The sequence below is a fragment of the Bdellovibrio bacteriovorus genome (assembly GCF_001592735.1).
GTDB lineage: Bacteria > Bdellovibrionota > Bdellovibrionia > Bdellovibrionales > Bdellovibrionaceae > Bdellovibrio > Bdellovibrio bacteriovorus_D.
Genome location: NZ_LUKE01000001.1, coordinates 652,185 through 672,472, shown reverse-complemented (window position 1 = coordinate 672,472; position 20,288 = coordinate 652,185). Strand labels below are relative to the sequence as shown.

The window sequence follows — 20,288 nt, the reverse complement described above, 5'->3', positions numbered from 1 at the left end:
ACCGAACATAAACCGTCGAACTTCTTTATATATCCGCGTCCTTTGTTGAGAACCTGAGAATATTATCCGAATAAAAAGGAGTATTCATATTATTCTTTAGTTAGGTATCAATAACGGATAAGGAACCAATCCATGAATCGCACAATACAGGCGGCCGGCGTTATTCTGGTAAGTACTCTTGTTGTAACCGCGTTTCAAAATTGTACGGAAGGTTTCAAGCCACTATCGATGCCGTCTGAAATCATCGATAACAATGATTCAGGCGGAGTTAATATTCCACCCGAACAAATCGCCGACGGAAAAATTCTTTATTCACAAAATTGTGCGGCCTGCCATGGTGCTATTGATAGCTCTAACAAAAAAGAAAGAACGCCGTTTCAGATCAGCACCGCGATTTCGACGTTGTCACAGATGTCTGCCTTAAGAACTCTTTCTGCCGATCAGATCAATAAGATTTCCTATGCGTTGGGTTATAATCCAAATGCTTCCGCAAATTCCTGCAAAGGAACTCGTGCTGCTGATATCACGGCCATCTTTCGCATGAATAAAGGAGAGTACACAAATACGGTCGCAGATCTTTTTGGTGTTCCAGAATCAGTCGCTGATAACTTCCCACCAGACAATGACGGCGAAATGTTCGCCAATAGCGCCGCGCAACTGGCATATGCTTCGAGCGCCCAGATCGAACAGTACCTCTATGCTGCAGAGAAAATTGTGGAGACTGTTTTTTCGACAAACAAAGCTCTTATAATGACGTGCAACGCGACTTCAACAGCACCGGCAACATGTGCTGCCAATATTATCGATGCCTGGACTCCGAAGATTTTGCGCCGCCCCTTAGATTCGGCGGAGCGCGCGAAGCTTTTGGCCATGGTGCCTACGACTTCAGGCGTGAGTGCAACGGATTTTGAGGCCGGGATTCAAACGGCATTGGTCGCGGCTCTTTTTTCACCTCACTTTTTGTATCGCACGGTGGAATCAAGCTCTGGGGCTATTTCTGAATTGAACAACTATGAATTTGCAACGCGCTTGTCTTATTTTTTATGGAGCAGTACTCCGGATGCGGAGCTTTTAAATCTAGCAAAAAATGGAACTATCAAGCAGCAAGCCCAGCTCAAAACGCAAATTGCGCGAATGCTGGCAAGCCCAAAAGCAAAACGTCTGACGCAGAACTTTGCTTCTCGTTGGATTGGTTTAAGCCGTATTTCGCAAAGAGTTCCGGATGCGACGGTATATCCAAATTATAAGCCGAGCTTAAGAACGGCCTTTGAAGCCGAAACGCGCACCTTCTTTGAAAATATGTTTTCGCAAAACAGAAGTCTTACCGAAATTATTAGTGCCGATTACACATACGTGAATGAAGAATTGTCAAAACACTACGGTATTGGTGGCGTTGTGGGGACTCAGTTCCAAAAAGTGAGTATCGCAAATACTCCTCGTCGCGGGCTGGCTTCTCACGGCAGTGTCTTGATGATGACATCCCATACAGATGATTCTTCCGTTATTCAACGTGGAAAATGGATTATGCAAAACTTGATGTGCGACCCACCTCCACCCCCACCTCCCAATGTGGGGGACAGTTCAAGTCTTCACGACATGACTTTGACGAAACGCCAACAGCTAGAGGTTCATCGCAATAATGCGAGCTGCTTTAGTTGCCATGCGCGTATGGAACCGCTGGGATTTGGCTTAGAAAACTTTGATGCGATCGGGGCTTGGCGCACAAGTTTCAACGGTAAGCCGGTGGATAATGCCGGGGCTCTGCCTGATGGATCTCCGTTTAATAATCCGGAAATGCTCGTAGCTTACTTGCAGTCAACGAAGGCCTTTGATCAGTGTATTTCTAAGTATCTAATGACTTATGCGATGGCCCGCAAACTTGATGACGACGACGATTGCAATGTGAAAGACATCGCAAAAAGTAGTGTCAGCGAAGATAAGGGCGTCGCGGACACGATTGAAGCCATTGTTCGCAGCGATCTATTTACAAAAGTGAAGGGAAAATAATATGTCGACACCCAAGATTTCGCGCAGAACCTTTCTTCATGCCGGAGGTGCAGCGATTGCGCTTCCGTTTTTAGAGATCATGCTTCCTTTTGGAAAAACTGCCTGGGCCGCTGGCCAAGCGCCGTTGCGGTTTGCTTGTCTTTTTTACCCTCACGGAACGACGCAGGATTCGGACTGGTTTCCAACATTTGTTAATAACCAGCTGATCATGAATGCATCAGGCATGCTGTCGCCACTGGATCCTTATGTTGCTGATATCTCGTTCTATAAAAATCTAATGGCCGATAACTGGTCTTTGCATCCCGGTGGTGTAACGACGTTTATGACGGCAGGGTTTACTCCTCAACAAAATGTAGTAAACACATGCCGCACAACGGATCAGCTTATTGCTGACAAACTTCAAGCCACGGGTTTGATTCACAGTATCGCAATGGGGTCGGACGAGCTGAGTGGCGGAGAGGCCAGTATCAGCGGGATTTATGGAACTAATATTTCTTGGATTGGTAAAGAAACGCCGAACACGCGCCTGATTCGGAATTCGCAAATCTTTGATTTGATTGTTCCTGGCGGTTCATCCACGACAACAACAACGACGACGACCTCTTCGAAAACAAAATCACGTCAGTCCGTCATTGATTTTGCAAAAGACAGTATCACACGCCTTAACGGTAAACTGGGATCTCAAGATAAAAAGACTTTTGATCAATACCTCACAAATCTTCGCGAGGTAGAGCAAAAGATTCAAGCCACAGAACCACCAGTAACACCCCCTGGAAATCTGACTTTGAATCCAGCGATGGCGACGTGTTCAAGTCTGGCAAGTAAAGGAAGTTGTGCTGATTACTCCTTGGATATGGATATTAAGATGGACATGATTGCGCTCGCATTCCAGGCGGATCGCACACGTGTCATGACTCATATGTTTGACCCAGAACCCGGGTATCGCAATATGAGTTTTATCTCTGGCGTTCAGGGCTTAGCCCATGAGATCTCTCACTGGAGAAACGATCCTGCGAAGCTGGGTCCAATGGTGCAGAAAATTAATAAGTTCTATGCCAGTAAGTTCGCGCGTCTTTTAGGGCGTCTGAAATCAATGAGTGAGTCCGGAGGAACTGTTCTTGATAACAGTATCATCATGTACGGAAGTTCAATGATGGATTCGCATAATCACGATGTCACGAACCTTCCTCTGATCTTGGCGGGGCGTGCTGGCGGGAATCTTCAGCAAGGGGCTTTACGTACTTTTCCGACACGCACGAATATGTCGCATTTCCATCTGTCGGTGGCGAAAAAATTCGGAGCGGCTGTAACAAGTTATTCTGGCACTAGCAGCACGATCAATATTGGCTAAAAAAAATCCCCAAGGTTTAAGGCCTTGGGGATTTTCGTTTTAAGTTTAATGATAAAACTATTGGAAGTTCTGAACTTGCGCGATGTAGGGAAGATTACGGTAGTAACCCTGATAATCCAAGCCGTAACCAACGACGAAGTCATTGGGAATTTTGAAACCAACATAGTCGATTTCGCATTTCACTTTTAATGCATCTGGTTTTTCAAGCAATGAAACTGTGGTCAAAGATTTTGGTTTACGTGAAGTCATTGCATTTTTTAGATAGTTCATCGTAAGACCGGTGTCGATGATGTCTTCCACTAAAACAACGTGGCAGCCTTCGACCGGGCTTGCAAGATCCAAAGTCACTTTGACTTCGCCCGATGAAGATGTTCCACCGTGGTAGGAAGAAACGCCGAAAAATTCGCAAGTCACATCGCCGCCCATGTTGCGGATCAAATCAGAATAGAACATGAAAGAACCTTTAAGAACGCAAACGGCGACGACTTTTTCGCCTTTGAATTTTTTTGTAAGGGTTTCGCCCAACTCACGCACCTTATTTTGGATTTGGTCTTCAGTGATATAAGGTTTAAGGGTTAGATTTGTCATGTTTCTATCTCCGTTTTTGCAAAGCTCTTATACAAATGAGTTGTTCATGATTTCGCCGAAACCACCGCCGCCGGGGACGATATATTGCTTATCGTTCAAGCCGCGTTCCTGATCCCAAAATTGGCCCGGAATTGCATCTAAAACTGCCTGAGGAGATAGTCCTCGGTCAAGTCTTAAGGTGTAGATCACAACGTCCGGGTGCGCCTTCAGAAGATTCTTCAAATACTCGGGCGTCACGATCAGGTTTAAAGCGATATATTTGGTCGCATTTCCTGCAATATGTTGCTTGTAATGCTCAATGGCGTTCACCATCGTGGTGCCTGTGGCCCCCATAGGGTCGGGGAAGATCACGTGAGCCCCGTCGACATCGCCCCCGATTTTCATGCCACCGAACTCAGCTCCGGTGACGGTCTCTTTGCTGTTTGTCACGCGAGCCGCGAAAATATGGTCCTGACGAATATTGGCCGCGGGTAAAGCATAATGTAAAAAGCTGTAACAGATATGACTTGGGTAAGTGCCGGCGCGAGCCAGATTGACGGTCACGGCTTTTTGATTGGAATCAATGCGGGTGGATTTCAAAGTTTTTCCCGGATGCATGCTTGTCATGCGGGTGTCTTGTTCGAAATTTTCAATCGCAAATTGATTGTTGACGGTGATTGAAATCAAATGCGTGTAAAGCACTTCCACGATGCGGTTGATTTCCGGTTGAAAACATTGTGGAGAACACAGCTGTGCTAAAAGACCGTTCAAAAAAGGGCTGTCAATGATATGCACTTGAGCCCCGTATTGGTGCTTAAGCTCCTGATGGGTGATCATGGCTTTAGAATCCTTTAAGTTTTATTGGCTACGTTCAAATTCGACAAAGATGACGAACTCACTTTCGTGGGAACGAAATTGAGGAGATCGCAAAATCTTATAGACGTCAACTTCAACAAGCTCATCTTCATTAGGTAAATTAGAGCGGCGAGGCATCACGCCCCACATAAAAAAACCTGTTTCTCCACCGATTTCAAAAATAGCGGGGAAGGTGCGCTTTTGGACCTCAAAAACGCCCGGTGCTGTCTCTTCGCGCCATGTTCTTAAAATCTCGATATTGCCTCGCAGGTTGCCGGCCTCCATGTCGTTCACTTCAAAATAGGTATTTAAACCAATTTGTCGTGAAGGATCTCTTTTATCGGTCCAACCTAAAAACCATTGATTGGACTTTTGCGACAACGAACGTTGTTCTTTGCGCAGAATTTTTACCGTCGGGGCTGTTAGCGCTTTATTGATGCCCGGTAAAATTCCGGCAGAGTAGTCGTTGAAACTTAAATACTGTCCCGTGCCTCGGCTCGAGTTAACAAAATCACCCAGCATTCCGCGCCCCACCTCGGCGTAGTAAACGACGATCTGTGCGGTTTTTGGTTTTTCCGCGGCTGGGGTAGGGCCTGCGACCAGCGATTTTGCTGTCGGATCCACGGATTCACTAGCCGCCGCCATCGACGCGACTTCCGTAGATTGGGTGGAGGTCGGAGGCGGGGGAGGTGACGGAACATCGCCACTGGCAGAAAGAACTTGCTCATCCGTACTTGCCGGAGAACTGGCGGAAGATTCGATTTGTACTGATGACTTTAGGTAAGTGACGCGATTTTGCAGATTTTCTTGACCGCTTTTATACATGAAAAAGCCGATACCACTGACCATGACAATTAAAATTGAAAGCGGAACTATCGGATTGCCCAAGACGCGTTGAAAAAAGGGAGGCTTGGCTGGACGGAACGTTTCCATGTCGACCCCACATTGAGCGCAATACTTGTCTTTAGGTTGTTGAAAACCACACTTGGGGCAATTAATTAGCATCGAAAATCAAATCCTTTTAAAATTCGAAGGTTCCTATTTATAGACTAAGGCAAAGCTTCTTGACGCTCAATAGAATAATTCATACGCTGGCTTACGCGGATCACTCTTGAAAAAGCTTGGATAGAAGATGAAAAAATATAAGCCGAAATCTGGCGAGCGCATAGAACACGTTGAAGAAATCATCCCGCCAAAGGTCGAGCTTCCCTTTGAATTTTCACCTGAGCATTATCCTGTATTGCTTCAAGAAGTGTTGGCCGCTTTCTATCCTTATCGACAAGCATCCGCACCCACATACTTCGATGGAACTTTCGGACGCGGAGGACATTACTCGGCGGTGAAATATACCATTCCGCAAATGATCGCGACAGTTATGGACCAAGATCTAGCGGCCGTTAGTCATGCGAAAAATGCGTTTAAGACAGACGTCGAGAAGGGCCAGTTAAACGTAATTCATGGTAATTTCTCAGAGTTTTCAGATCACAATCTAAAAAACTTTGATATGATGCTTTTAGATCTAGGCGTAAGTTCACCGCAGTTAGACCAGGCCGAACGAGGCTTTAGTTTTTATCACGATGGACCCCTGGATATGCGAATGAATCAGCAGCAAGGACTGACGGCTGAGGTGCTCATTAATACGGCTTCTGAGGATGACTTGATTCGAATCTTCAAAGACTATGGCGAAGTTTATCGCCCTGGAAAAGTCGTACGTGCGATCGTCAAAGATCGTAAGACCAAAGCATTTCAATCAACGTTACAACTTGCAGGTTTGATCGAACGCGTGGACGGTTGGCAAATTAAAGGCCATCATCCCGCGACAAAGTATTTTATGGCGTTGCGATTGGCCGTGAATTCAGAATTAGAAGTAGTAGCAGAAGCACTGCCGAAAATGATGAAGGCGCTCAATCCTAAAGGTCGTCTGGCCGTGATTAGTTTTCACTCGTTAGAAGACCGCATTGTTAAAAATATTTTCCGAGACAATGAAGATCTTGGAAAGCCGGTTTACAAAAAAGTGATTGTTCCCACTCAGGAAGAGTGTGATAGGAACTCTCGATCTCGTTCCGCGAAATTGAGAGTGTTTGAGAGGAGTGCTCAGGATGAGCTCACAAAACTTTAGGCAGCTGAAACCTTTCTTTAGTATCTTGCTAATAATTGCCACATTATTTTCTATCGTCTTCTTGCAAATGGAAGAACGCCGCATGGGTTACAGCGTTTTAAAGCTGACCCGCGAATATAAAAAAGTTTACGAAGAAAAACGAACGAAAGAGATTTCTTTGGCGAAGATCACGCGTCCGCAGTTGTTGGATACGGTGGCTCAGCAAAAGTTCACTCTTAAAAAAGTTCAAGCCAACCAAATCATTCATCTGACCGGGCCGCTTGCGGATTCAGGGGATAAGGTTGTTAGTAAGGACATTGCAAAAAAGGACCTATAGTTGAAAGCACGCATTGTTATCATCTTTGTCGGGATAGTCACGCTGTGGTCGATGTTGATCTTACGTGCCGGCTATCTTCAGTTTTTACCTAATGATCGTTTGAACTCTTTGCAGAATCGTCAGTTCCAAACCAAGGTGACCTTGCAAGCCCGTCGAGGCGCGATTGTAGATCGCAATGGCCGTGACATGGCGATGTCGGCGGCGGCTTATTCACTTTACGCGGATCCGAAGATTTTAGAGAACCGCAAGGCCGTGGCAAAAAAATTGGCCAAAATTTTGGGTCAGTCTTCAGAATCTATTTACGGTAAAATCAAAGATAAAAATCGCCGTTTTGTATGGATCCAACGCATGATGGATCAAACTCAAGCCAACGAAATTAAAGCTTGGGATATTCGCGGTCTTTCGTTTGTTGAAGAATGGCGTCGCGTTTATCCCAATGAAACTTTGATGGCGCAGACTTTGGGATTCTTAGGTATCGAAGGCCAAGGACTTGAAGGTTTAGAGTTGGGCTATGAAAAAGTGCTCGCTGGAAATCCTAAAAAAGTTATGGTGAAGCGTGATGCCCGCGGTCGACCACTGATTAACAATGGCACGATGTTCACGGAAAATCCCGAAGGGCATGAGTTGCGCTTGACGGTTGATTCTGAATTGCAATATCGCTTGGAAACAGAATTGGCCAATGCGGTTTCTACGTTTGAAGCCGATCACGCCGTGGGTGTCATCTTAGATGCGAAAACTTCAGCGATTTTGGCTTTGTCGTCGGCACCGACATTTGACGTGAACAAAGCACAAAAAACAGCGGCAGAATTTCGTCGTAATAAAATTGTGACGGATGCTTTTGAGCCGGGATCCACGATGAAAACTTTTGTGATCGCCGCGGCCTTGCGCGAGAACTTGGTTCAACCTAATACCAAATTTTACTGCGAAAAGGGAAGCTTTCGTGTTGGTGATCGCATCATCCGTGAAGCTGAAGCCAAAGAAAAATTTGAAGACTTAACGGTTTCTCAGATCTTGGCTTTCTCATCGAACGTCGGGACCACCAAAATCGCCTTTAAGATGGGGCAAGATCGTTTGCGCCAAGGTCTTTTAGATTTTGGTTTTGGCCAACGTTTAGGTGTGGATCTGCCTGGCGAAGCGCGGGGCAGTGTTTTGGCCTTACCATGGCGCCAGCATCTTTTAAGTAATATTTCTTTTGGCCACGGCATCACCTCAACGCCGTTACAAATGGCAAATGCCTACGCGGCCATCGCCAATGGCGGAGTTTTAAATACACCTTACATCGTACAATCAGTGCGTGATGCTGAAACCGGTGTGTTAGAAGAAACGAAAGTAAAACCGATTCGTCGAGTCCTTAGCTCTGAACAAGCTGCGCAAATGCGTGCGATGTTGGTGGGCGTAACCACCGACGGAAGTGCTAGCAATGCCAGAGTTGACGGTTTCATGGTGGCGGGAAAAACCGGGACCGCGCAAAAAGTAAATCCTAACGGTCGTGGATATGTCCGTGGTGCTTATATTTCAAGTTTTGGTGGTTTCATTCCGGCAAATGATCCGAAGTTCGTGATCTACATCGCGGTGGATTCTCCGAAAAAAGCTTATTATGGTTCAACTGTGGCAGCCCCTTTGTTTGCGCGCATGGCTTCATATGCTGTTCGTAAAGAAGGTATTGCTCCGCTTGCCATTGCAGAACAGTCAACAATATCAAAAGCACGTAAGCTGGCGGCCATTGACATCAAGCAACCACCCAAACTTCCGCCCAAAGAAATTTTAACTTCAACGGAGTTAGATCAGGTCACGCAAGTGGAAGCCAATGAAAATGTTCCTAACTTGTTGAATATGACAACTCGTGAGGTTCTTCGTCGCGTGAGTGGCCAAGATCTGCGCGTCAAGTTTGTGGGGCAAGGATTGGTCAGCGATGTTTACCCTGCCATCGGCTCCATTTTGCCGGAAAATAAAGAGATCACGGTCATTTTAAAATAGACGCGCCGTATTTCGGACGAATCTGCTTAAAAACGAGGATTATCTAGCGAAATCCTCGTTTTTATTTTGGTCCTTGAATTGCTTTCTTGTTGCTCAAAAAGGAGCTTTCAATGAAAGTGTCGTCTATGGAAATCATCTCGTCCGTCCGCGAAGATCTGCTACAAAAGTATTTTAAACTGCCAGAGTTTCGCCGCGGTCAAAAAGAGATCATTGCTTCCGCCCTTGATAAAAAAGATGTTTTGGCTGTTTTGCCAACCGGCGGTGGCAAGTCCCTTTGTTATCAGTACCCCGCCATTTATTTTCAAAAATTGGTTATCGTGATATGCCCGCTGATCGCTTTGATGAAAGATCAAGTCAGCTCTTTACGTCGTTTAGGAATTCCGGCCGGATGCTTGCATTCGGGACAATCAGATGATGCCAAGCGCGAAGTCTTTGCAGAGCTCAACAAGGGTGGCGCCTTTGTTTTGTATTTGTCACCAGAACGTGCGCAAAAAGAGGGTTTTCAAAAATGGATTCAAAATCGTGATGTAGCTCTTTTTGCCATTGATGAAGCCCACTGTGTTTCGCAATGGGGTCATGATTTCCGCGAAGAATATGCGCAGTTGAATATTTTAAAAAAACTATGCCCCCAAGTTCCGATCTTGGCGTTGACGGCGTCGGCAACGCCGACGGTCTTGGATGATATTTCCAAACACTTGGCTTTGCATAAGCCTGAGCGTCGCGTGCACGGTTTCTATCGTCCTAATTTATATTATCAAGTCGAGCTTTGTGAAAACGATGACGCGAAAATGGATTTTTTACTTCAAGGAATTAAAAATCATCCTTCCGGTCGTATTATTGTTTATTGCGGAACTCGCAAAGTCACAGAAAGCTTGGCAGAGTCCTTAGGTAAGAAATTTGCTAAAGTAGGCTACTATCACGCAGGTCTTCCGGCAGAACAACGCACGAAAACTCAAGAAGCTTACGAACGCGGCGATCTGCGAATTTTGGTGGCGACCAATGCCTTCGGGATGGGGATTGATCAACCGGATGTCCGTTTGGTGGTGCACTTTCAAATTCCGGCGAACATCGATGCTCTTTATCAAGAGATGGGTCGTGCGGGGCGTGACGGAAAAGATTCGACATGTCTGGTGTTGTATTCAAAAAAAGACAAAGGCTTGCAAAGTTATTTCATTCACAATTCAGAAGCCCCGGAAGAAATTAAAAGTGCTCGCTGGCGAAATCTTGATGCCTTGGTTAATTACTCTGAGGGTGGGGAATGTCGTCATGCCGAAGTCCTGACTTACTATAAAGATGCGCAACGGATTGAACGTTGCGGGCATTGCGATAACTGTGACGCCAAGTCTACGCGCAAGGTGGTTAAGCCGATCACTTCCTTTGTCAAAGTGGATCAAGCATTAGACGCTATTAAAACCACGCTTAAGAAAACCAAAAAGACCAAATCAAAACAAACCGACATCGTTTTGGATGCAATGGCCGAACAAAGATACGAAGTCTTGCGGGCTTGGCGTCGCGAACGTGCTCGCCAATTGGACGCGCCGGCCTTCGTGATCTTTAGCGATCAGACTTTAAGGCATTTGGCTCAGCGCAACCCACGCAACTTAGATGAAATGCGGCAGGTTCATGGCATTGGGGACCAAAAGCTTGAAAAATTTGGCTGGGATGTTTTGGCGGAATTAGGAAAATAGTGTTATCAGACACTCGTCAGGCGAACGGACTTTACTTCCCTCGAGGTTTCATATTGATTGAGCTTTTTTAGCGAGGGGGTTTTATGAGCTTCAAGTCATCGATGCTGACTTTAGGATTTCTTTTCTCAATCACCGCTCAGGCGGCTTATGACGATTCTTGGTATCAGGATGACTTCTGGTCCGGAGAGTATGGAAATGGCATTGCCGTTTATAAAGAAAACGTCTCTGTGCCGGCTCGTCCCGTGATGGACCGGGACATTCCGGCTTCGATTTCTTGTCAGCTTCCCTTTAAGGCCGTGTTTCACCCTTGGAATGAAGCCAGGGTTGTTCAATATCGAACGGCCTCAAAAATCATTCCTCTGCATGCGAAGGAAGATTTTGATTACGACACTGACAACGGCATCATCTTCGCCAAAAAAGGCGATCTGTTAGAATATCTGATTTATTATTCCGAAGGCATGTTTGCTTTGCGTTTTAAAGGTGTCGAGTACGTGGTAGCGCAAGATATCTTAGAAAAAACAGATTATGATCCGTCGATGTATGTTCCCCAAGAAGAATGGTTTAAAACAACATGCGTGAACGGTGGGGAGGTCTGGATTTTCCTGAGTGATCTTAATTCCGTGGATCAAAATGGGGACGTCGTTTATTTCCCAGGCATGGGCAGCTGGTGGCCGGGATATGTGGAGTACGGCAAGGTCGAAGACCTTACCGATGAAGACCTAAAGGGAATTTAAATACTCACCCAGTTTCAATAAGACCGGACCCGGGATTTCGTGAGCTCCGCGGAATCCCAACAAACTTCCTTTCATGCCATTTTGGTTCAGCAAAGTTTCTAATTGCTGGGCCTGCTTAAATCCAAGAACCGTATCTAATTGTCCATGACTTTGAAAGAATCTTTGACCCGTGCGGGCGGGGATGAGTTTTTTCCATTCTTCTTGATGCAAAAGAGTTCCTGACAAAATCGCCAAGCCCGCCGGAGTTTCCGGAGCGCGCAAATAAAGCTCGGTCGCCAGCATAGCGCCTTGGCTAAATCCGCCTAAAATAATTTTGTTCCAAGGAATTTTCATCTGACGAATCATTTCAGAGGCCGCTTGATAAGCTTTATCCATGCCCTTAGGGGTGTTTTGCGAAAAATCACGATGCGTGCCCTGTTCGGCTGCTCTTTGAATTTCCATCATATCTATGGGCCACCAGGCCCGGCCGGTCCACCCTGGACCAATCGGAACTTCTAAAATCCCATTCGGAAAAAGATAGTTGTAGGTTTTTTTAGTACTAATCATGTCTCCTAAAGAGAACAGATCATTGCAATCTGCACCATAGCCGTGAAACAGAATCACCCAAGGCGCGTTATCGTCATTATTTATTTCTAGGCAATTTATTTTTCCGAGTTGTCTCATAGTCAGGGCCTACGTTATCCTCCCTAAAGGTGTGGGGCAAGATGAAACTCAATCGGTTACTTTCTATTCTTCCAGAAATATCTTCTGAAAATCTGACGCAAGATGCGCAGGTGGCAGGCGTCTTTAACGATGCTCGTCTTGTCACGCCCGGATCTGTTTTTGTGGCGATTAAAGGCAGCGCTTTGGATGGGCATAAGTTTATCCCCGATGCGGTATCAAAAGGGGCGTTAGCTCTCGTTGTTGAAGACAGGGCCCTTGTTCCGACAAACTTTTCAGGCGTGGTCATTCAGGTTCAAAACAGCCGCACGGCTTTAGATCTTCTGGCCAGCCGCTTTTATTTGGATCCCGGCCAAGAACTTTTCTGCATTGGGGTTACGGGCACGAACGGGAAGACTTCGGTCACTTATATGACCGAAGCGATTTTAAATGCCGGTCATATCCCGACGGGTGTGGTGGGCACTATCAATCATCATTTAAAAGATAAAATTTGGGCGTCAGAGATGACAACACCCGATCCCGTGTTTTTACAAAAGCGCTTGCGCGAGTTCCGCGATGAGGGAGCTTTGGCGGCGGCACTTGAAGTGTCGTCTCATGCTCTGGATCAAAAGCGCGTGGACAGTGTTCCTTTTAACACCGTGATCTTTACGAATCTTACACGTGATCATTTGGATTATCACAAAGACATGGATAATTACTTTGAAGCAAAACAAAGATTGTTCACGGATCTGCTGTGGAAGACTCCCAAAAGTCCTTGTTATGCGATTGTAAACACCGCGGATAAGTATGGGCGCCGTTTGCAGATCGCGGGACCGGCGGTTCTTTGGACTTACGGAGATAAAGATTCAGATCTCCGCTATCAAATTAAAAAAATGGATTTTGCCCTGACTCATTTCACGGTGGATACGCCTCGCGGTTCCGGTGAAGTTCTATTGCCTATGTCTGGGGTTCATAATGTGCTTAATGCCTTGGCGGCTCTGGGGGCCGGATTATCGGCAGGCTTGTCATTAGAAATCTGTATTCAAGCGCTGAATAATTTTACGGGTGTGCCGGGACGTTTGCAGTCCGTGCCTAATCAAAAAGAGCTTTCGGTATTTGTCGACTATGCCCATTCACCAGACGCCTTGGAAAATGTTTTAAAGTCCTTAAATCAAGTGCGTGAAAACTTAAAATCCTCAGCGCGCATTTGGACGATCTTTGGTTGTGGTGGTGATCGAGATAAAGGTAAAAGACCTTTGATGGCGCAAATGGCGCTAAAATATTCTGACCAGGTCGTGATCACTTCTGATAATCCTCGCACCGAAGATCCGCAAAGCATTATCAATGAAATTTTAACCGGTGTCACTGCGGCTGATAAAGATAAGACCTCGGCCATCCTAGACCGTGAAGAAGCTATTCGCAGTACTATAAAAAAGGCGGCTCCTGGTGATGTCATACTTATCGCCGGTAAGGGGCATGAAGATTATCAAATCATCGGTAAAGAAAAACGCCCGTTTAGTGATGTGGGTGTAGCTGAAAAAGCGCTACAAGAAAGGTCCGTATGAGAGCCGTTGACGTTCAATTTGTAATTAAAGCCACAGGCGCGCAAACAATCAGCCTGAAAGAAAAAAACTTTGCGGGGATCGGCACAGACTCGCGCGCCGATTTAAAAGGTCAACTTTTTATTGCCCTTAAAGGTGAAGCTTTTGATGCGCATAAGTTTTTAGAAATGGCCGTACAAAAAGGGGCTGCGGCTTTATTGGTTCATGAAGAAAATGAACAGGTCGCGAAACTTAAGGGCCAAGTCACTATTTTAAAAGTTCCTGACACCTTAATCGCTTTACAGCGCATGGGGACGGCGGCTCGTCGTGAATCCAATGCAAAAGTTTTAGGTATTACCGGTTCAAATGGAAAAACGACAACCAAAGAATTTGCGGCGGCTTTAATCGACACGGTTAAAGACGTTCATTATAACAAAGGCAGTTTTAATAACCACTGGGGTGTGCCGTTTACTCTTTTGCAGCTTCCAGCCATTAAAGATGTCGCGATCATTGAAATGGGCATGAATCACGCCGGCGAATTGACGGAGCTGGTGAAAATTGCCGAACCCGATGTTGTGGTGTGTACCATGGTGGGGCGCGCCCATATGGAATTTTTTGGCACGATTGAAAAAGTCGCGGAAGCCAAAGAAGAAATTTACAACGCGGCAAAACCAGAAGCTTTGCGTATCTATAATTTGGATAACCCGCAAACTCACAATATGTACGTGAAGGCGATGGAAAAATATCCGAAAGATCGTTTGTTGACGTTTTCGGCCGAAGATCCACGCGCGGATATTCATTTAACGATTCATTCAATGAGTATGAGGGAGTTGGTCGTTAAGGGGCGTATCAAAGGCAAAGACGGGCAAGCGGCCGTACAAGTTTTTGGGGCTCAAAATTTAACGAATTTGATGGCGGCTGCGGCTCTGGCTTACGCCGCCGGCCTGACACCTGAACAAATCTGGAAAGGTTTGCCCGCGTGTAAAACTAATTGGGGTCGTAATCAGTTGGTGCATTTAAAATCAGGTGCGCAAATGATTTTTGATGCCTATAACGCCAACCCTGACAGCATGAAAGCCTTGATTGATAATATGAAATTGTTAACGGTGCCGGGGCGTAAGGTCGGCGTCTTTGGACAGATGCGTGAAATGGGACCCGCCTCGCCGGATTTGCACGAAGAATTGGGATTTTGGGTCGCGCGTGCGGGATTTGATCGAGTGTACTTTATTGGTGATGATGCGATGTCTTTTCACGCCGGCTTAATGAAGGCGGACTATGAAAATCCATCGATGATCGAGAAGGACTATACCGAACAGATGGGTAAAGACTTAGCTCAGTACTTAAAAGACGGAGATATCGCCGTCCTGAAAGCATCGCGCGGAACAAAGCTTGAACGCTTTGTTTTCCCGTGTGAGCCGCTGGATTTTTCAGAGAAAACTTAACTCGTCTCATTTTGAGACAAGAAAAGGTCACTTAATTCAATTGGGAGCCGAAATTGGTTCCCTGTCTTATTTTTAGACGACCCTATAGAAAATAAACGACTTTAGAGCGTGGTATAAAGTTTTCATGTCCCTCCTCGTCGGAGAAAAGTATGAAAAAAATGAAGAAGACCATCGCTATGACGTTGTTAGGTGCTGTTATTTCTATGACAGCGACCCAGGCCTTCGCGCAAGCCGTGAATGCCAATACCACAGCAGATTATTTTGCACGTTTCAAATACACTTTGCCGGAAGCGATCGAACTTTTAAAGAAAGCCGATGGCAAACCCATGGCCACAGTGGTCGAAGCCCGTAACCTTTTAGATGATTTGGGATATTGGAAGCAGGTACGGCAAGAAAGCGTTCTTCATTTTACGCCAGAGCTTCAGGCCAAAATCGAAGCTCAATTTAAATACTTACAGCGTGCTTACACTTATGAATCTGGTGACCTGGTGTGGGTGAAAGCAGAAGGAGCTCATGACCGTGCTTATGGTATTGGTCAGGTGAATCATCGCGCGCAAATCACGGATCATGCTCAAGTGAACGGCGTGGATTATTACTCGGTGGATGTTTATGTCGATGGGCCAGATAAGATGACCCAACGTCAGGGAACTTTCTATGACGGCCGTAAAGGCAATGTCATTTATTACGGTGACAATTACGAGTTAACCAAAGTCACGAAAATCATGACCAAGGCGGAATTAGATGCTTTGAATTCACCGGCCAGCTCTTTGCCTGAAGATAAAATGGGTGAGGTTCTTGATTGGCAAAAAGACCAAGTTTGGCGTGATAAGTTAGAACAATTTAAATCAAAAATGGCGCAAAAGAATTTTGAAATTGATTTTCGTGCTAATGGTGCGGACGTCGAAAAAAAGCAGCAAGACTTGATGCTAGAGATTTTTCGCCACTTTAAGATGAATCGTAATGCGCCTTCGAATTCCGGTAAAGGTATCGGGATGAGAGCTTGCGGCGGTGGCGTGTGTTTTGACCAAGCCCTGGTTCTTTCATACGCGATTCAAGGCGTTGGCCAATCTTTGGGTATCAAGGCCTATAATTTAAATGGCACGACGGTAAATCCCCAAGGTGGCCATGGATTTGTTCGCTACGACCTTAAAACGAATATGCAAACGGTGAACTTTGATAAGGTGTTTGCTTACGAGCTATGGGAAGAAGCTTTGAAAAAAAATAAAGCGGCCATCAAAGCCGGTGACATGACGGAAATCAATATCAAGCTGCCACCAGAAAAGGCGACTTATAAAGGCGTTGATATTAAAACCTCCACTTGGAGCGGTATTTCTGATCCAGGATGGGCTGATTATGGTATCACCGCGGACTTCTTTGCCCGTATGTCAGTGTCTGAAGCTTTAAATCCATTGCCGATTGATTCAAATCGCGCGGTCAATGGCATGTCTTCTCAGCGAAATTTAGTCGACGTGGCTCAACAAGTGAATGCGAAAGGTCCTTTGAATACATTCCGACCTCAGGCTGCTGCAGTGATGGATGGTGCTGCTCGTGTCAAAGTCGCCGAAGAACTAAAAAGGGGTAAGAAATTGCAACATGCTCTTGAGGACCATTTCGGTGGAGCGATGAGCTGCGGTCGAGTTCTTGGATTTTAATTAGATTTTAAAAGAATAATTAAAAAGAAGGTACATGCTATGAAAAATATTTTGAACGTAAATAGAATAGCAAGAATGACTTTGAGTGCGGTGATGATGATTTCCACGTCGGCGCAGGCGCTTATCGAAACGTCGAAAGTTCCATCGGTGAAATTAGAACAAGTGATTCCAGGAGCGACGGTTCAAGCCGTCGAAGACATTCCGAATCAAGATAAGTTGTCGTTGATGTACAACGACCTTCTTTTAAATCAAAAAATGAATTTACCGGGTTGGGATGCTTCCACCGGAAATCTTCCTGACGCTAAAGGTATCTTTAACGCCTTTGCGATTCGTACCACGCAAAATCCGGCGGTGCTTAATGCGAACAACTCCGTATTTTATGCGGGTAAAGGTGTGGGCCGCAGTGGTGTGTGGGAAAAGCAAGCCACCGGTGATGCCTTTGCTTACATCAATGGCCGTCCATTAAAAGGTTTGACGATCAAGGGTTATGGCGGAAATGCCGGCAGAAACTATCAGCCGGACGGAAGCTTAGATGCGGCAGAAGCTCATCGTGATACATTGCTTTCAAAAGTTTTGATGGAAAAAGGCGCGGACACTTATGTTGGAGCTTTAGCGGTGGTCCGCCCCCGTGATGGCGGTTCAACACAAGCTAATTACATCCGTTTAAGCCGTTCGACTTTGCGTATGAATGATTTGATGGATCGTACCGGTCAAGAACTTCGCAACACGGTTGACCACTTAAGTGCGTTGGTGGCGGAAGAAGCGGGGAAGACTTTAACGGCTCAAGAGTTTGCAGATTGGTTAGTGCAACGTTCCGCTCGTACACTAGCGGCAAAAGAACATGCACGCGTGACAGCTTCAAATCATAATAAGGACAACTTTGGTATCGCGGAAGTCGTTGATTTCGGTGAAGCTAAATACGCGCCTTTCGACTTCGTTCACGGACGCGACGTCTTGGGTGATCCGAAGAGCTCTTGGAGTGCCGGTTTAAAAGTTCACGTTGTGGCCGCGGCACAAAATATCGCTAAAGAATACGGTTTCCAGAAAGATTTCTCTGCTGAATTTGACAAGGTTTACCAAGAGCGCACGAAAACTTTAGTGACTCGTGATATGGCTCGTTTGAACCTGGACAAAGCAACAAAAGCGGAAATGAAGAGTCTGGGTCTTTCAGATGTGACGGTAGAGCGTATTGAAACTCTTCGTTCTCAACTATCATTCGGTCTTTTGTCGACAGAAGAAGTGATCAGCAAGATCTCAATGGTCGATGCGGATAAAACTTTGATCCGCCAACAGACGACCACGTCAGCAATGAGAATGGCTGACGGCCATATCGTTCCGAATGCTTTACTTGGTGAAGTGGGCGGTGCCGATGGTTTGCGTGAAGTATTGACGAAAGCCATGGCTTCTTTGACAACGGCTGAGCTTGCAGATGAAGCGAAAATTCGCGAAAAAGTCTCTGCTCAATTAAAAGAAAAAATGACAGCTTTAGGCACAGATAAATATGTTGTCAGGGGTTATGGCGCTGATATCCAAGGCAACCTAAGTGTGCACTTCGGTCGTAAAATTTCTAGTGAAACAGCTCAGTGGAATGCTCAATACCTAACGGCGACCAAACTTAAAACATTGGGTGCGGTAGGTAAGTGCCAAGCGGTTTTCTAAATTCCCGCTTGGCTCACAGTGTAGGCGGTCCGTTGAATGGCGGGGCTAGAAAATAGCTCCATGATGGACCAACGGTCCGCTTCATCTTTTCCTAAAATTTCATTTAATAAAACGAGCATGTCCTCGGATGTCACTATGCCCACGACATCCTCGTGCTTCGTAATCAGAAATGCTGATATTTTTTCTTCTAACATCGCTGCAACCACCGCTTTAATAGGCGTATTGATGTCAAAAGTCTTAATCGGCGAACTCATCAGTTTAGAAACTGGTGTTTCAGTCGAAGAAGCCCCTAAAAGATCGCGGTCAGAAATCATTCCCACGATATAGTCTTCTTGCTCGTCCATAACCGGGAGGTGACGAATCCAGAAATTCGACATCAGTCGTCGGGCTTCCGAAGCCGGAGCATTTAAGCTGACGGTGATAAGTTTCTTGGTCATATGATCTTTTAAAGCCATTTTCATAGCGACCTCCTATCTTTCCCATTTTAACACCTTTGTTCTTGCGACCCTATGGCGAGTGTCAGAGGTCAATAGATTTAATATTTGCTAGTAATATCAATTACTTAAGAAGTTTTTCTTGCGTTTAGTCCTGGACCTGTGCTAAATCCTTTAAGTTCTTAGTGATTTTAGTTTTTAGTACCAGCAGCAGGGGACCACAGCAGATGCTTTATCAATGGCTTTATTCAATGGCGGACCAATTTTCTCCGCTGAATGTTTTCCGATACATTACCGTTCGTACTTTTATTTCATTTTTCACGGCGTTTTTCTTGTGCTGGTTGTGGGGACCTTATTTCATCCGCCGCCTGCAATTAAAACACTTTGGTCAAGCGATTCGCGATGACGGTCCTCAAAGTCATAAAAAGAAAGCCGGGACACCTACAATGGGTGGTGGTTTGATCTTGTTGTCGACTTTAATTCCGTGTTTGTTGTGGGTCGATATGATGAATCCGTTAGTGTGGGCTGTTTTGCTGATCACTTGGGGGTTCGGCATGATCGGTTACATGGATGATTGGCTCAAAGTAAGTAAGAAAAATTCTAAAGGTCTTTCGGGCAAGGTTCGTTTAGCGGGAGAGTTTTTGATCAGCGGTGCTGTCATTGGTTACTTGGTTTATTTCCATGGTCTTAGCACGGCGGTGACCATCCCGTTTATGAAAGCAGTGTCTTTAGATTTAGGCTATTTCTATATCATCTTTGGTGCGCTGGTGGTGGTGGGCACTGCCAATGCCGTGAACCTCACCGACGGCTTAGATGGTTTAGCGATTGTGCCGGTGATGATTTCCGCGGCTACTTTAGGTCTTTTTGCTTATGTTTGCGGTCACTTTTCGATTGCTTCGTATTTGCAGATTCCTCACGTTGTGGGTGCGGGTGAATTAACTCCGGTTGCGGCCACAATAGTAGCTGCAGGAATGGGCTTTTTGTGGTTTAACGCGTACCCTGCACAAGTCTTCATGGGGGACGTAGGTTCATTGTCTTTAGGAGGATTCCTGGGATCCATGGCTGTGATCACGCAAAACGAATTGCTCATGGTGGTCCTGGGCGGGGTTTTTGTGGTGGAAGCTTTATCGGTGATCACTCAAGTGATCTCCTTTAAGACGACGGGAAAAAGAGTATTTAAAATGGCTCCGATTCATCATCATTTTGAATTGGGTGGACTGACTGAAACAAAAATTATTGTCCGCTTCTGGATCATCTCGATCTTGCTTGCGGTCTTAAGCTTGGCGACGTTGAAATTGAGGTAAGCG

At 45.7% G+C, this 20,288-nt stretch carries 17 protein-coding genes; 12 read left to right on the top strand and 5 right to left on the bottom strand.

Annotated features, from left to right (window positions below; all coding sequences use genetic code 11):
- Nucleotides 1–132: 132 nt before the first annotated feature.
- The gene (locus AZI86_RS03145) at nt 133–2,007 is read left to right on the top strand and encodes a DUF1592 domain-containing protein (protein WP_061833643.1); all 1,875 of its coding nucleotides are present in this window, start codon (nt 133–135) and stop codon (nt 2,005–2,007) included.
- Between the two features lies 1 nt (nt 2,008).
- On the top strand, nt 2,009–3,358 hold the full coding sequence (locus tag AZI86_RS03140) for a DUF1552 domain-containing protein (protein ID WP_061833642.1): 1,350 nt from the start codon (nt 2,009–2,011) through the stop codon (nt 3,356–3,358).
- Between the two features lie 57 nt (nt 3,359–3,415).
- On the opposite strand, the gene hpt is transcribed toward AZI86_RS03140, so the two are convergent.
- Genes hpt through AZI86_RS03125 form a run of 3 tightly spaced genes read right to left on the bottom strand, consistent with a single transcriptional unit; the run spans nt 3,416 to nt 5,713 of the window.
- Nucleotides 3,416–3,946 carry a hypoxanthine phosphoribosyltransferase gene (gene hpt / locus AZI86_RS03135; protein ID WP_061833641.1) on the bottom strand — a complete coding sequence of 177 codons (531 nt, stop codon included), beginning with the start codon at nt 3,944–3,946 and terminating at the stop codon, nt 3,416–3,418.
- A 27-nt stretch (nt 3,947–3,973) separates the two neighbouring features.
- Entirely contained in the window at nt 3,974–4,762 is a 789-nt protein-coding gene (locus tag AZI86_RS03130; protein ID WP_061833640.1) for a uracil phosphoribosyltransferase, read from the bottom strand.
- A 21-nt stretch (nt 4,763–4,783) separates the two neighbouring features.
- Nucleotides 4,784–5,713 carry a hypothetical protein gene (locus tag AZI86_RS03125; RefSeq protein WP_253715638.1) on the bottom strand — a complete coding sequence of 310 codons (930 nt, stop codon included), beginning with the start codon at nt 5,711–5,713 and terminating at the stop codon, nt 4,784–4,786.
- Between the two features lie 199 nt (nt 5,714–5,912).
- Between AZI86_RS03125 and rsmH the strand changes: the two genes are divergently transcribed.
- The 5 genes from rsmH (at nt 5,913) to AZI86_RS03100 (ending at nt 11,614) form a co-directional block, all read left to right on the top strand.
- Complete coding sequence (rsmH, locus tag AZI86_RS03120; protein WP_061833638.1) at nt 5,913–6,899, top strand: 16S rRNA (cytosine(1402)-N(4))-methyltransferase RsmH; 987 nt, start codon at nt 5,913–5,915, stop codon at nt 6,897–6,899.
- Nucleotides 6,880–7,215: a hypothetical protein gene (locus AZI86_RS03115; RefSeq protein ID WP_061833637.1), complete on the top strand. Its 336-nt coding sequence runs from the start codon at nt 6,880–6,882 to the stop codon at nt 7,213–7,215. Before rsmH ends, AZI86_RS03115 begins: the two co-directional genes overlap by 20 nt.
- Nucleotides 7,216–9,192, top strand: a complete 1,977-nt coding sequence (locus AZI86_RS03110) for a penicillin-binding transpeptidase domain-containing protein (RefSeq protein ID WP_061833636.1) — start codon at nt 7,216–7,218, stop codon at nt 9,190–9,192. It begins immediately after the preceding gene.
- A 110-nt stretch (nt 9,193–9,302) separates the two neighbouring features.
- Nucleotides 9,303–10,880: a RecQ family ATP-dependent DNA helicase gene (locus tag AZI86_RS03105; protein WP_061833635.1), complete on the top strand. Its 1,578-nt coding sequence runs from the start codon at nt 9,303–9,305 to the stop codon at nt 10,878–10,880.
- Nucleotides 10,881–10,963: 83 nt separating this feature from the next.
- Entirely contained in the window at nt 10,964–11,614 is a 651-nt protein-coding gene (locus tag AZI86_RS03100) for a hypothetical protein (RefSeq protein ID WP_061833634.1), read from the top strand.
- Here the strand turns inward: AZI86_RS03100 and AZI86_RS03095 are convergent.
- Entirely contained in the window at nt 11,600–12,277 is a 678-nt protein-coding gene (locus AZI86_RS03095) for an alpha/beta hydrolase (protein WP_061833633.1), read from the bottom strand. The two genes, AZI86_RS03100 and AZI86_RS03095, sit on opposite strands and share 15 nt — an antisense overlap.
- 41 nt (nt 12,278–12,318) lie before the next feature.
- On the opposite strand from AZI86_RS03095, the gene AZI86_RS03090 reads away from it, so the two are divergent.
- From AZI86_RS03090 to AZI86_RS03075, 4 genes are all read left to right on the top strand, one after another.
- Entirely contained in the window at nt 12,319–13,818 is a 1,500-nt protein-coding gene (locus AZI86_RS03090) for a UDP-N-acetylmuramoyl-L-alanyl-D-glutamate--2,6-diaminopimelate ligase (RefSeq protein ID WP_061833632.1), read from the top strand.
- Nucleotides 13,815–15,236: a UDP-N-acetylmuramoyl-tripeptide--D-alanyl-D-alanine ligase gene (locus AZI86_RS03085; RefSeq protein WP_061833631.1), complete on the top strand. Its 1,422-nt coding sequence runs from the start codon at nt 13,815–13,817 to the stop codon at nt 15,234–15,236. The genes AZI86_RS03090 and AZI86_RS03085 overlap by 4 nt, the downstream gene beginning before the upstream one ends.
- Before the next feature lie 149 nt (nt 15,237–15,385).
- Nucleotides 15,386–16,888, top strand: a complete 1,503-nt coding sequence (locus AZI86_RS03080) for a hypothetical protein (RefSeq protein ID WP_061833630.1) — start codon at nt 15,386–15,388, stop codon at nt 16,886–16,888.
- A 39-nt stretch (nt 16,889–16,927) separates the two neighbouring features.
- Nucleotides 16,928–18,547 carry a hypothetical protein gene (locus AZI86_RS03075; RefSeq protein ID WP_061833629.1) on the top strand — a complete coding sequence of 540 codons (1,620 nt, stop codon included), beginning with the start codon at nt 16,928–16,930 and terminating at the stop codon, nt 18,545–18,547.
- On the opposite strand, the gene AZI86_RS03070 is transcribed toward AZI86_RS03075, so the two are convergent.
- Nucleotides 18,544–19,008 (bottom strand): CBS domain-containing protein, encoded by a 465-nt coding sequence (locus AZI86_RS03070; RefSeq protein WP_061833628.1) that lies wholly within the window; start codon nt 19,006–19,008, stop codon nt 18,544–18,546. The two genes, AZI86_RS03075 and AZI86_RS03070, sit on opposite strands and share 4 nt — an antisense overlap.
- Before the next feature lie 200 nt (nt 19,009–19,208).
- Between AZI86_RS03070 and mraY the strand changes: the two genes are divergently transcribed.
- Nucleotides 19,209–20,285 carry a phospho-N-acetylmuramoyl-pentapeptide-transferase gene (gene mraY / locus AZI86_RS03065; protein WP_061833627.1) on the top strand — a complete coding sequence of 359 codons (1,077 nt, stop codon included), beginning with the start codon at nt 19,209–19,211 and terminating at the stop codon, nt 20,283–20,285.
- Nucleotides 20,286–20,288 lie beyond the last annotated feature (3 nt).